The 12,894-nt window shown below is 68.3% G+C and carries 11 protein-coding genes; 7 read left to right on the top strand and 4 right to left on the bottom strand.

The window, feature by feature from the left end:
* The first annotated feature begins 91 nt into the window (after positions 1-91).
* On the top strand, positions 92-889 hold the full coding sequence (locus tag WS54_RS08195) for a BPL-N domain-containing protein (RefSeq protein ID WP_236872705.1): 798 nt from the start codon (positions 92-94) through the stop codon (positions 887-889).
* Between the two features lie 15 nt (positions 890-904).
* Here the strand turns inward: WS54_RS08195 and WS54_RS08190 are convergent, their stop codons facing one another.
* The 3 genes from WS54_RS08190 to WS54_RS08180 all read right to left on the bottom strand — a co-directional run bounded on the left by WS54_RS08190 (position 905) and on the right by WS54_RS08180 (position 2,659).
* Positions 905-1,378, bottom strand: coding sequence for a nuclear transport factor 2 family protein (locus tag WS54_RS08190; RefSeq protein WP_059783068.1), 474 nt, complete (start codon positions 1,376-1,378; stop codon positions 905-907).
* Between the two features lie 125 nt (positions 1,379-1,503).
* The gene (locus WS54_RS08185) at positions 1,504-1,752 is read right to left on the bottom strand and encodes a hypothetical protein (protein ID WP_034204596.1); all 249 of its coding nucleotides are present in this window, start codon (positions 1,750-1,752) and stop codon (positions 1,504-1,506) included.
* A 472-nt stretch (positions 1,753-2,224) separates the two neighbouring features.
* On the bottom strand, positions 2,225-2,659 hold the full coding sequence (locus tag WS54_RS08180; protein WP_059783070.1) for a universal stress protein: 435 nt from the start codon (positions 2,657-2,659) through the stop codon (positions 2,225-2,227).
* A gap of 342 nt (positions 2,660-3,001) precedes the next feature.
* On the opposite strand from WS54_RS08180, the gene WS54_RS08175 reads away from it, so the two are divergent.
* From WS54_RS08175 to WS54_RS08150, 6 genes are all read left to right on the top strand, one after another.
* Positions 3,002-4,486 carry an amidase gene (locus WS54_RS08175; RefSeq protein ID WP_059783073.1) on the top strand — a complete coding sequence of 495 codons (1,485 nt, stop codon included), beginning with the start codon at positions 3,002-3,004 and terminating at the stop codon, positions 4,484-4,486.
* A 355-nt stretch (positions 4,487-4,841) separates the two neighbouring features.
* Positions 4,842-5,528 (top strand): hypothetical protein, encoded by a 687-nt coding sequence (locus WS54_RS08170; RefSeq protein ID WP_034204599.1) that lies wholly within the window; start codon positions 4,842-4,844, stop codon positions 5,526-5,528.
* Between the two features lie 128 nt (positions 5,529-5,656).
* Entirely contained in the window at positions 5,657-6,487 is an 831-nt protein-coding gene (locus WS54_RS08165; RefSeq protein ID WP_059783074.1) for an arylamine N-acetyltransferase family protein, read from the top strand.
* Positions 6,488-6,578: 91 nt separating this feature from the next.
* Positions 6,579-6,755 (top strand): ribbon-helix-helix protein, CopG family, encoded by a 177-nt coding sequence (locus WS54_RS08160; protein ID WP_034204601.1) that lies wholly within the window; start codon positions 6,579-6,581, stop codon positions 6,753-6,755.
* 1 nt (position 6,756) lies between these two features.
* Complete coding sequence (locus WS54_RS08155; RefSeq protein WP_034204602.1) at positions 6,757-7,107, top strand: VOC family protein; 351 nt, start codon at positions 6,757-6,759, stop codon at positions 7,105-7,107.
* A 10-nt stretch (positions 7,108-7,117) separates the two neighbouring features.
* Positions 7,118-7,978: a class I SAM-dependent methyltransferase gene (locus WS54_RS08150; RefSeq protein WP_034204603.1), complete on the top strand. Its 861-nt coding sequence runs from the start codon at positions 7,118-7,120 to the stop codon at positions 7,976-7,978.
* 25 nt (positions 7,979-8,003) lie between these two features.
* Here WS54_RS08150 and WS54_RS08145 read toward each other — a convergent pair whose 3' ends face one another.
* Complete coding sequence (locus WS54_RS08145) at positions 8,004-12,845, bottom strand: NAD-glutamate dehydrogenase (RefSeq protein WP_059783076.1); 4,842 nt, start codon at positions 12,843-12,845, stop codon at positions 8,004-8,006.
* Positions 12,846-12,894: the final 49 nt, after the last annotated feature.

The following is a 12,894-nucleotide window of genomic DNA, read 5'->3' as shown; positions in this document are numbered from 1 at the left end:
CTCGCTGTCACGCAACGTGCAGTCGGGTGTCGGAACGGGAGGCGAAAGCGGTCGCGCGCCCGTCGATTCGGCCCGGGCGGCAGCGATTTCCTTGACTCCGGCGATCCACGACATGCGCTCGATAGACGCGATTTTCCTGATGGTGGCGCTCGTCGCGTCGCCGGCCGTTCACGCGGCCACGCCCGGCGACCCAGCGCGCAACACGGCGCGCGACGCGGCGAGCCAGCCGGTCGCGCTGGTCTATCGCGGGCCTGCCGCGTGCGACGGGTGCCCCGAAACCATCGCCAGACGCCTGCGGGAATCGGACTACCGGTTCCGCGTGATCTACGTGGGGCCGGCGGAAAAGCTCGAGATCACGCCCGCCGCGCTGGCCGGTGCGGCGCTCTATGTGCAGCCCGGCGGCGGGCAGGATATTCCCGGCGCGGCAGCCAGCATCGGCCGCCCCGCAATCAGGGCCGTGCGGCATTACGTAGCGAACGGCGGCCGATATCTCGGACTGTGCATGGGTGCCTACCTGGCCGGCGAGCAGGGTTTCGGGCTGGTTGCCGGCGATATCGACTCCGAGGTCGACCGGCCAGGCTCGACGCTTCACGGCACCGCCGATACGGTGACGCCGGTCGTCTGGCGCGGGAAAAAACGCTGGATCTACTATCAGGACGGCGCGCGGCTCCCGGTCGCGCCGCTCGGCTCCGGCGGGATCGTGCTGGCGATCTACCCGAACAAGGACATCGCGGCCGCCACGTACCGCTACGGCAAAGGGCGCGTCGGCCTGGCCGGTCCGCATCCGGAGGCCGATGAAAGCTGGTATCGCCAGAACGGCCTCGAGAACCCGGACGGCGTGGCGCCGGACATGGCCTACGACCTGATCAACGCGACGATGAAGCCGTAGCGGAGCGGCCGCGGCTCATGTCCGTTTGGCGCGATACGCGTCGAGATTTTTCCGTGCCTGCGCGCGGATCGCGCGCTGCATGAAAGGCGTCCAGCCGAGCAGGGCGCCTTTCATCCCGAGCGCCTGACGGGCCCAGCGCCACAGGTCGAAATGGTCGCGATGTTCGACGATGCGTCCGTCGCGAAACCGGAAACGCGCGTCGATCCGGTTGACCACGCTCCGTCCGGTCGCGGCGAACCGGTAGTGCGCGCTCCACGTCGCGCGCCCGGCCTGGTCGTCCGCGGCGACTTCGCCGAACGTCAGCGAGAACGCCTGGGCCCGCGCGACCAGCATCCGCCACATGTCGTGCGCGAGTTCGCCGCGCAGTTCGCCGAATGCGGGATCGCTGAAGACGACGTCGTCGGCATAGCACGCGAGCATCGCGTCGATGTCGCGCTGCTGGAAGGCCGTGTAGAAGCGCTGGATCAACGCGGTGTTCGGATCGGTCATGTCGGGCTAACGGGGCAGGGAGGGTGGACGGTGGCGTCCGTATCGGGGCAGTGGGGCACGCAGCGTGAACCGACACCCGTGCTCGCGACGTCGGGCGTAGCCGGCTCGCCGCCGGATGATACGCGTCAGCGGGCGGCCATCGCGACGTCCTGATCGCTCCGTCCCGTCACCAGGCAGCCCGACATGAAGGCCTCGCTCTGGCTGCCGGCGGCGGTTTCGCCGAAGCCGCGACCGAGCGCATCGGCCCTCACCTGCGCGGCGCCTTGCTCGCACGCGAGCGGGCTGGCGTCTCGGCCCTGCGCGTGCAGGATCGCGCGATCGCCGATGAGATAGGCCAGCAGGGCGAAAACGGCGATATGTACGGCTCGTCTCATGATTCGTCTCCTCGTTGCTCAAGCGTAACGCGGACACGTTCGACGAAGCACTTGGGGCTTCCCCCGGTAAACGTCTGCTGAAAGCGGCGGCGAGGCAGGACGATCCTGTCCTGTTTTTCCGTCGCCGTGCGATGGGCGGGCAATGCGCGCGAGTTTGACGAATGTCAGGGTGCGGGCCGGCGGCGGCGGTCGCACGGCCGTTCAAAGCGATAGCATGAATGCATGATTTGACGGAACGCGATGCAGGTCGACGCATCGGGTCCGGCAAGCAGGCAGGTGTTGAAGATCGCTGTCGAAATAGTGAGGAATCCAAATGTTGAACGTCTCGTCCGTCCTGATCAGTCTTGCTCCGATGTGGGCCATCCTGCTGCTGGCGTCTTCGGCAGCCGCCTATTTCGTGTTCTGGCGCAAGGTCATCGATTGACCGCGCGACGGCGTGCGCACGATGCGCACGCGTGACGCGCCGTTCCCGTCATTGCACCGCCGTCACCGGCACATTCGAAATCCGCAACAGCCGGGCCGTCACGCTGCGCCGAAACACCGACATCAACGCGTGCAGCGGATCGCGTCCCGGCACGGTCACGACGATCTCGTCGCACCCGGTTTCGGCTGCCGTGGCCGCGATCGTATCGGCTACCGGCCCGACCTTCATCACGACGCTGTATTTCACGTCCGCATCGCGCAGGAGCCGCTCGGCCATCGCGAGATCGTCGGTCGCGAATCGTGTCTCGATCGCGCGCAACCGCGCCAGCGGGTAATAAGCTTCGAGCCGCGTCGATTCGAGCGGTGCCTGCACGTTGATCAGCACGACCTCCGACGCGCAGCGCTCGCGATACAGAAACGTTGCGTGCCGAACGGCCTGAAGCGAGCGCGGCGAATGGCCGACCGGAACCAGCAGCTTGAGCATGGACGATGAACCCGGAAACGAAGTGCTTCCAGCGTAGCGGGCGGCAGGACGAAACGATCTAAAGAGATCGGCCGGCCGCATAAAAATGTCGTTAACGCACGCAGCCTCGTGACGCACCAATTAAAAATATAAGAAATTTAAGTTTATGCGCATAAATGGCAGCGAGCGCTAGCACCGGCCCCGGCCGGTCGGTGCGGACTCTCGCCGCGAGCGCGATTCAGTCGGATCCGCAATGAATTGCGCCGCAAAATATCGGAGGTCGTACGGGGCGCGTCGCGTAGAGTAGAGCGTCGGCCGCCGCCCGGCGGCGCGCCATCCGATACCGCATCCCAGGAGACCCGCATGCCGCACGGCGCCCCGCAGTTTCTCGCTCCCGCTTCCATTTCCGTCGATCCGATCGTGCGCCTGTCGGCCGGCGAGCTCGCGTCGGCGATCCGCGGCAAGGCGGTCTCGTGCGTCGAGACGATGCGTGCGTATCTCGATCACATGGAGCGCGTGAATGGCGCGGTCAACGCGATCGTCGCGCTGCGCGAGCGCGATGCGCTGCTGGCGGAAGCCGCGCAAAAGGACGCGGAGCTGGCGCGCGGCGAGTACCGCGGCTGGCTGCACGGGATGCCGCAAGCGCCGAAGGATCTGGCGATGACGAAGGGGCTGCGCACGACCTACGGTTCGCCGATCTTCCGCGAGAACGTGCCGCAGGCCGACTCCGTCGGCGTCGCGCGGATGCGCGCGGCCGGCGCGATCTTCATCGGCAAGACCAATACGCCCGAGTTCGGGCTCGGTTCGCACACGTTCAACGAGGTTTATGGCGCGACGCGCAACCCGTACGACCTGACGAAGAGCGCGGGCGGCAGCAGCGGCGGCACGGCGGCGGCGCTCGCGTCGCGGATGCTGCCGGTGGCGGACGGCAGCGATTTCGGCGGTTCGCTGCGTAATCCGGCCGCGTTCTGCAACATCTACGGCTTCCGTCCGTCGCAAGGCCGCGTGCCGCGCTGGCCGGGCGTCGACGTGTTCATGCAGCAGCTCGGCATCGAAGGGCCGATGGGCCGCACGGTCGGCGACGTCGCGCAACTGCTCGCGATCCAGGCCGGCTACGACCGCAACGATCCGCTGTCGCTCGCGGAAGATCCGGCGGCGTTCGCGCAGCCGCTCGACGCGGATCTGCGCGGCAAGCGCGTCGCGTGGGTCGGCGACTGGAACGGCTATCTCGCGACCGAGGCCGGCGTGCTCGCGCAGTGCGAGCATGGGCTGGCGACGCTGCGCGAGATCGGCTGCGACGTCGATGCGGCGCTGCCGGCGTTCGCGCCCGACCGGATCTGGCGCCTGTGGCTCGTGCACCGGCACCTGTTGTCGGGCGGCGGGCTGCTCGCGCACTATCGCGACCCGGCGCGGCGCGCGCTGCTGAAGCCCGAGGCGATCTACGAGGTCGAGGGGTTGCTCGCGATGCAGGGCGCGGCGGTGTTCGACGCGAGCGTTGAACGAACCGCGTGGCATCAGGCGGCGCTGAGCTTCTTCGATCGTTACGACTTCATCGCGGCGCCGACCGCGCAGGTCTTCCCGTTCGACGTCGACCAGCGCTGGCCGAAGGAGATCGCGGGCCGCGCGATGGACACCTATCACCGCTGGATGGAAACGGTCGTGCCGTGGACGCTGGCCGGCTGCCCGGTGATCAACGTGCCGGTCGGTTTCAACGACGCGGGCTTGCCGATGGGGATGCAACTGATCGGTCGTCCGCGCGCCGATCTCGCCGTGCTGCAGCTTGCGCGCGGCTACGAGCAGGCGGCCGACTGGGTGGCCCGGCGGGTGCCGGCGTGGATGGCAGCGTAATACCGCGGCCGGCAGGCAGCCCGTAAGCCGGGCGGCGAAACGGGTGACGAAACGGGCGGCGACGGGCTGCCCGTTTCGTTTGCATCGCTCGACGCGAAGCGCGCGGCGGACGCGTTGCGTCGCGTCGCCGGCGCAGGCCGGGGCTGGCGTCCATTGATGCAACCGGAGAAAGAATCGCGGGACGTGCGCGGCATCGCGCGGCAACCGCACGGGAATCTGCGCGACGGGGCCTGTCGGCCGCCGAATTGCAAGCGGCGGCGTGGCCCGATTTCGTTTCGATGTGTTTCAGTCGTTGCGGCGGCGCGCGACGCGCTTCGACAATATCGCCTCGATCATTCGGGCACGAGGGAAACACATGAAGCACATTCGCGCGACGGGCCGGCATCTGGCCTCGGCAGGCATCGCGTTCGGCATCCTGGTGAGCGGCGCCGCGCACGCGCAGCTCGACCTGCAGTCGATCGGCGCGTCGCTGCTCGGCGGCGGGCAGCAGCAGGCCGCGCCTGCGCAGGGCGGTGTCGCGCAGTTGCTGCAGGCCTATGTCGGTGCGAACCAGCAGGTGCTGAACGGTCAGTCGTCGCTCGCGTCGGCGATGGGGCTGACGGGGGCGGCCGGACAAGCGCAGCAGGCCGCGAGCCAGCTGTCCGGCGGCGATGCGCTGTCGCCGGCCACGCTGTCGCAGATGGGCGGCGCGCAGCAATCGGTGTCGCAGGCGCTCGGCCAGGCATTCGCGAGCGGCGGCGCCACGCACGGCCCGATCGACAAGCAGGCGTTCAGCAACGGCCTCGCGTCGCTGGGGCAGGGCCTCACGCAGTATTCGCAACTGCAGTCGGGGCTCGGCACGCTCGGTTCGACGAGCGCGGCGTCGCTGCTGCAATCGGGCCTGAATCCGCAGAACATGCAGGCCGCGTCGTATATCGCGCAAAGCGCGCCGGGCCAGTTGCAGTCGCTTGCCGCGACGCTCGGCCAGGCCGTGCAATTCGCGACGAGCCAGGGCATTTCGGTGCCGTCGGTCGCGTCGTCCGCGCTGAAGCTACTGCCGTAACGCCGCGGGCAGGCGTGCGCGATGCGGTGGCCGGCATCGTGCGCGCCGGCGACGAACCATGGCCCCGCACAACATGGGGATTTCGCGCGATGCTATCGTGGCGTGTTCCTTCATCGGTGCCGGTTCTCATGACTGACTCGTTCGACCTCTCGCGCTATTTCTCCCGCATCGGCTACGACGGCCCGGCCGAACCGACGCTGGACGTACTGCGCCGGCTGCATCTGCTGCATCCGCAGGCGATTCCGTTCGAAAACCTCAATCCGCTGACCGGCGCGCGGGTCGCGCTCGACCTGCCCGCGCTCGTCGACAAGGTGATCGAAGGCCGGCGCGGCGGCTACTGCTTCGAACTCAACAAGCTGTTCTACACCGCGCTCACGACGATCGGCTTTCGCGTGACGCCGCTGATCGCGCGCGTGCGCTGGATGCGGCCGCCCGAGATCGTCACCGCGCAGACGCACATGCTGCTGCGCATCGATCTCGACGGCGCGACGTGGCTTGCGGACATCGGCTTCGGCAGCGCGACGCTGACCGCGCCGCTGCGGTTCGCGCCGGGCGAGCGGCAACTGACGCCGCACGGCGCGTTTCGCGTGATCGATGCGCCGGTCGATGGCGAATTCGACATGCAGTTCGAGATCCCCGACGGCTGGCAGACGACCTACCGCTTCTCGCTGAAGCCGGCCGAGTGGATCGATTACGAAGCCGCGAACTGGTTTACGTCCACGTATCCCGAATCGATCTTCGTGAACGACCTGATCGCGTGCCGTGTGCTGCCGGACGGCCGCGCGGCGTTGCTCAACACCGTGCTGACGCTGCGCGACGCGGCGGGAGCCGGGCGCACCGTCACGTTCGACGATGCCGCCGACTGGGCGGCGTGCCTGCGCGACACGATCGGCATCGATACGGCGGGATTCGATCTCGACGCGCTGTTCGCGCGGCTCGCGGCGCGCAGCGCGAAGTAACGCGGCCGGCCGATATCCGACGGCGGCCCTCTCGGCCCTTTCGCCGCTGCCGTCGGTTGACTTTTGCTAGTTTGCTAGCATACTAGCAACCATGACCGACGAAGAAGTGAAGCAATTCAACGTGTACTTGCCGCTGAGTCTGATCCGGCAGGTCAAGCATCGCGCCATCGAAACGGAGCAGTCGCTGTCCGCGCTGGTGGCCGACGCATTGCGTGCATATCTGGCCGCTCCGCGACCGGGGGCCGGGTCATCCAACAAGGAGGAGTGACATGTCATCCGAGCGAATCGAAGCCGTGTACCTGACCACGCACAACTGGGGCAAGTCGGCGAAGTTTTTCCAGGCGCTGGGCTTCACGCTGGAGTTCGAAACCGATCATCAGTCAGGCCAGTTGCGCAGCGGCGACGGCCCGTTCCTGTTCATCGCCGAGGTGCCGGCGAGCGAGACGCCCGACATGCAGGTCGTACTCAAAGTCGCCGACGAGCAGGCCGTGCAGCCGCAGCCGATCGTCGACGTCGTCACGCCGTTCGAGGACACGCACTGGGGCACGCGCGACATGACCGTGCGCGATCCCGACGGCCGCGTATGGCGCCTGCAGGCGCCGGGCAAGCCCGGTGCATGAGGGGACGACGATGACCGACCGCCATCAGGATGCTCCCGACAGCACCGCCGAGCGCGTCGCGCTGTGGCGCGCGCTGCACGTCGAACTCGACGAGCCGCCGCACGTGCTCGCCGATGAAGTCGGCCTGCGTCTGCTCGCGCCGCGGCCCGGCTGGCAGCAGCGCGGCGACATGGATCAGCGCTTCACGCGGCCGTTTCGTGCATCGATCGTCGCGCGGGCGCGCTTCATCGAGGATCTCGTCGTCGACGAGGCCGCGCGGGGCGTGAACCAGTACGTGATCCTGGGCGCGGGCCTCGACAGTTTCGTGCAGCGCCGGCCCGAGATGGCGTCGCGACTGACCGTCTTCGAGGTCGATCCGCCCGCGCCTCAGGCGTGGAAACGCCGTCGCCTGACCGAACTCGGCTTCGGCGTGCCGGACTGGCTGCGCTTCGTGCCGGTCGATTTCGAAGCGAAGCAGTCGTGGCGCGACGCGCTCGTGCGGGCGGGCTTCGATGCGGACAAACCGGCGGTCGTGGTGTCCACCGGCGTGAGCATGTACCTGACGCACGAAGCGAACGTGGCGGCGTTGCGCGAGGCGGCGGCGCTCGCGCCGGGCTCGACGTTCGCGATGACCTTCCTGCTGCCGCTCGAGCATGCCGATCCGGACGTGCGCCCGGGTCTCGAAATGGCCGCCAAGGGCGCGCGCGAGAGCGGCACGCCGTTCATCAGCTTCTTCACGCCGGCGCAGATTTGCGCGCTCGCGACGCAAGCCGGTTTCACGCGGGCCGAACACGTGTCGGCGGCGGATCTCACACGCCGCTATTTCGCCGATCGTACCGACGGGCTGCGCCCGCCGAATCGCGCAGAGGAACTGCTCGTCGCGACGGTGTGACCGCCGCGTGCCGCGCGTGCGAGCTTCACGCGCGTTCGAGCACCGCCATCTCGCGCACGACCACGAGCAGCACCGCGAGGCTGGTGCCGCCGGATGCGCGCAGATCGGCGAGCAGGTGCTCGTAGCGCGCGAGCGCGGTCTCGCGGCGCGCGCGCCACGCGCCGACGATCGTGTCCGGCGTGGTCGAATCCGGCGATTCCGCGAGCGCGCTGGTCGCGAGCGTGCGCTTGAGCCGCGCGACTTCCGCGAGCGCGGCCGCGCGCGCGAGCATGTCCCAATGCGTCGGCGTCGGCAGCGTGGCCGCGCGTTCGCCGATCCACCCGTAGTTGAGCAGCGTGCCGAGCGAGAAATAGACGCCCGCGACCAGTTCGAGACTGCGATGGCAGGTCGCGGCCACTTCGGCGATGTCGAGCAGCGCGGCCGAGATGTCGCCGCTCGCGACGCGCCCGGCAAGCGCGGCGTCGACGCCGGCATCGACCAGCACGCGTTGCCGCTCGGACAGCGCATCGAGATCGTCGGCCGGCAGCAGCGACGGCAGTTGCGGTGCGATGCGCTGCACCGCGTCGCGGCAGCGCGCGATCAATCCGGCGACGCCGCCGTCGGCCACCGCCCCCGACTGCAGGTGCCGCAGGAACCACAGCGCCGCGCGCTCCAGCAGCCGCGCGACGTCGACGAACATGCGCGCCTGCACGTCGTCGGCGACGCGGTTGTCGAGCGCATCGATGTCGCGCCATACCGCGTCGAGGTCGAACACGTCGCGCGCCATGATGCACGCGCGGACGATGTCGCCGGGCTTCGCGTCGGTTTCCTCCATCAGCCGGTGCACGAATGCGCAGCCGACGCGGTTCACGAGCGCGTTGGTCAGGTGCGTCGCGAGAATTTCACGGCGCAGCGGATGGCGGCGCATCGGCTCGCTGAAGCGCTGTTGCAGCGGCTTCGGAAAATAGTCGACGAGCATCGCGGCCACCAGCGGATCCTCGGGCACGTCGGATTCGAGCAGCGCGTCGTAGAGCCACATCTTGCTGTACGCGAGCAGCACCGCGCGTTCCGGCGACGTGAGGCCGAGCTTCGCGGCTTGCCGCTCGGCGACTTCGTCGTCGGTCGGCAGGAATTCGATTACGCGGTTCAGGCGGCCCGCGCGTTCGAGCCAGCGCATCAGGCGGGCCTCGGCGTCGAGCAGTTCGACCGCATGGCGGCCCGCGATCGACAGCGCCTGCGTCTGGTAGTAGTTGTCGCGCAGCACGAGCAGCCCGACTTCGTCGGTCATCTCGGCGAGCAGCGCATTGCGCTGCTTCTCGGTCATCTCGCCGTCGGACACGACGAGCCCGAGCAGGATCTTGATGTTGACTTCGTGATCCGAACAATCGACGCCGGCCGAGTTGTCGATCGCATCGGTGTTGATGCGGCCGCCGCGCTGCGCGAACTCGATGCGGCCGAACTGCGTGCAGCCGAGATTGCCGCCTTCGCCGACGACCTTGCAGCGCAGGTCCGCGCCGTTCACGCGCACCGCGTCGTTCGCGCGGTCGCCGACCTGCGCATGGGTTTCGCGCGCCGCCTTCACGTAGGTGCCGATGCCGCCGTTGTACAGCAGGTCGACCGGCGCCTGCAGGATCGCGCGGATCAGCTCGGTCGGCGGCAGCGCGTGCGCGTCGATGCCGAGCGCGGCCTGCACGGCCGGCGACAGCGGGATCGTCTTCGCGGTGCGCGGATACACGCCGCCGCCCGGCGAAATCGCGGCCGCGTCGTAGTCGGCCCAGCTCGAGCGTTCGAGCGCGAACATGCGCTGGCGCTCCGCGAAGCTCGTCGCCGGGTCGGGGTTCGGGTCGAGGAACACGTGCCGGTGATCGAACGCGGCGACGAGCCGGATATGCGGCGACAGCAGCATCCCGTTGCCGAACACGTCGCCCGACATGTCGCCGATGCCGACCACGGTGAAGTCGGTGGTCTGCGTGTCGACGCCCATTTCGCGGAAGTGCCGCTTCACCGATTCCCACGCGCCGCGCGCGGTGATCGCCATCTTCTTGTGGTCGTAGCCGACCGAGCCGCCGGACGCGAACGCGTCGTCGAGCCAGAAGCCGTATTCGTGCGAGATCGCGTTCGCGTAGTCGGAGAAGGTGGCCGTGCCCTTGTCGGCGGCGACGACCAGGTACGGATCGTCGGGGTCGTGGCGCACGACGTCGGGCGGCGGCACGATCGCGTTGCCGGCGAGGTTGTCGGTGAGGTCGAGCAGCCCGCGCAGGAACGTCTGGTAGCACGCGATGCCTTCGCGCATCCATGCTTCGCGATCGCTCGGCGGCGGCGGGTTCTTCACGACGAAGCCGCCCTTCGAGCCGACCGGCACGATCACGACGTTCTTCACCATCTGCGCCTTCATCAGCCCGAGCACCTCGGTGCGGAAATCCTCGCGGCGATCCGACCAGCGCAGGCCGCCGCGCGCGACGCGCCCGCCGCGCAGGTGCACGCCCTCGACACGCGGCGAATACACCCAGATCTCGAACATCGGCTTCGGTTCGGGCAGGCCGGGCACCTTCGCCGGATCGAACTTGAACGACAGGTACGGCTTCGATTCGCCGTTCGCGTCGGCGAGGAAGTAGTTCGTGCGCTCGGTCGCGTTGATCACGCCGAGGAACTGGCGCAGGATGCGGTCCTCGTCGAGGTTCGGCACCTGGTCGAGCGCGCCTTCGATCGCCTTCAGAAGCCGCTCGGCCTGCACGTCGCGCGTGTTGCCGATGTGCGGGTCGAAGCGCAGCAGGAACAGCTCGACGAGTTGCCGCGCGATCGCCGGATTGCCGGTCAGCGCGCGTTCGATATAGGCGTCGCTGAAGGTCGAGCCGACCTGTCGCAGGTATTTCGCATACGCGCGCAGGATCGTCACTTCGCGTGCGCTCAGGTGCGCGCGCAGCACGAGACGGTTGAAGTCGTCGTTCTCGATCCGGCCGCTCCAGATCCGGTCGAACGCATCCTCGAACAGGCCTTTCACGCGCTCGATGTCGAATTCGGTGTCGTCGGCGAGCTCCAGCCCGAAATCGTGTACCCACGCATGCGTGGCGTCCTGCGTCTGGATCCGGTACGGCCGCTCCTCGTCGACGCGCACGCCGAGGTGTTCGAGCATCGGCAGGCTGCGCGACAGCGCGATCGGGTCGCCCGCGCGATACACCTTGAAGCGGAACGCGCGCGGCTCGGCCTCGATCGGCCGGTACAGGTTCATCGCGAGCTGCCCCGAATCCTTCACGCGCTCGATCAGCTCGATGTCGCGCACGGCCGTGCGCGCCGGATAGTCGTCGCGATAGCCGGCCGGGAACGATTCCGCGTAGCGCTGCAGCAGACGGTTGCCTTGCTCTTCGCCGAAGGCGTCGAGCAGCGCGTCGGCGAGATCGTCCTGCCAGCGGCGCGTGACCTGCACGAGCCGCGTTTCGAGCTCGCGCGTGTCGACGTCGGGCATCGTGCCCGGTTCCGCATGCACGACGAAATGAATCCGCGCGATCGCCGATTCCGACAGCAGCGGCGTGAATTCGACGTTCACGCCGTTGTACGCATCGACGAGCAGCTTCGCGATGCGCCGGCGCAGGTCGGTGTTGTACTTGTCGCGCGGCACGAACACGAGGCAGGACACGAAGCGGTCGAAGCGGTCGCGGCGCACGAACAGGCGCGTACGCTGGTGTTCCTGCAGGCGCAGGATGCCGAGCGCGATGTCGTAGAGCTGGTCTTCGTCGGCCTGGAACAGTTCGTCGCGCGGATAGGTTTCGAGCACCGTCACGAGCGACTTGCCGAGATGCCCCTTCGGCAAGAAGCCCGCGCGCCGCAGGATGTTCGCGCACTTGCGGCGCACGATCGGGATCTCGGCGGTCGACACCATGTATGCGGTCGACGTGTAGAGCCCGATGAAGCGGCGCTCGCCGGCGACCTTGCCGTCGGCGCCGACGAGTTTCACGCCGACGTAGTCGAGATAGCCGGGGCGGTGCACGGTCGCGCGCGAATTCGCCTTGGTCAGGAAGATCGGCCACGCGCCGGTGATGATGTCGGCGGCGGCTTGCGGCAGCGGCGTCACGTCGGGCGCATCGGACGTGCGCAGCGATTCGCGCAGGATGCCGAAGCCCGAGCCCTCGATGCCGCGCAGGCCGAAGCCCGTGCCGTCGGATACGAGCGCGTAGTCGCGCTGACCGAGGAACGTGAAGTGATCGGCGGCCATCCATTCGAGGAACGCGCGCGCCTCGATGTCCTCCGCGGTCGATTCGCGCGACTTCATCTCCTTGATCGTCGCGCGCGCGATGTCGACGATCTTCGGCCAGTCCTCGACCGACGCGCGCACGTCGCCGAGCACCCGCGCGATGTCCTCGCGCAGCGTGTCGAGCAGCGCGGCGTCGCCGCAGCGGTCGACTTCGAAATGGATGAACGACGCGAGTTGCGATTGGCTGTCGCTGGAGGTCGCGCCACCCGCGTCGACCCGCTCGATGCCGCCGCCGGCGCCGCGCCAGATGCGGAACACCGGATGCAGCGCCGAATGCAGCGCGAGCCCGAGACGGTTGACGGCCATCGTCACCGAATCGACCAGGAACGGCATGTCGTCGTTGACGATCTCGATCACCGTGTGGTCGGAATGCCAGCCGTGCTGTTCGAGGATCGGGTTGTACACGCGCAGGCGTTCGCTGCCGGGCACGAACTTTTGGGCGGTTTGCCAGTGCGCCATCGCGGCGCCGTACAGGTCGGCGATGCTGCGGTTCTGCAGATCGTCGGCGTCGACGAAATCGTAGTAGTGACGCAGGAAAGGCTCGACGATCCGGAACGTGGCTTCGGGCAGGCGCGCGCGCGCGAATTCGACGACGTCGGAGAGCAGGTGTGCGACGACTTCCTCGTTCTTCGCTTCCATGGCGGTCTCCGTCGGGTGGCCATTGGCTGCTGCGTCTGTCCGGCATTAT

Source organism: Burkholderia sp. NRF60-BP8 (genome assembly GCF_001522585.2).
Lineage (GTDB): Bacteria > Pseudomonadota > Gammaproteobacteria > Burkholderiales > Burkholderiaceae > Burkholderia.
This window is presented reverse-complemented; position numbering and strand designations above follow the sequence as displayed.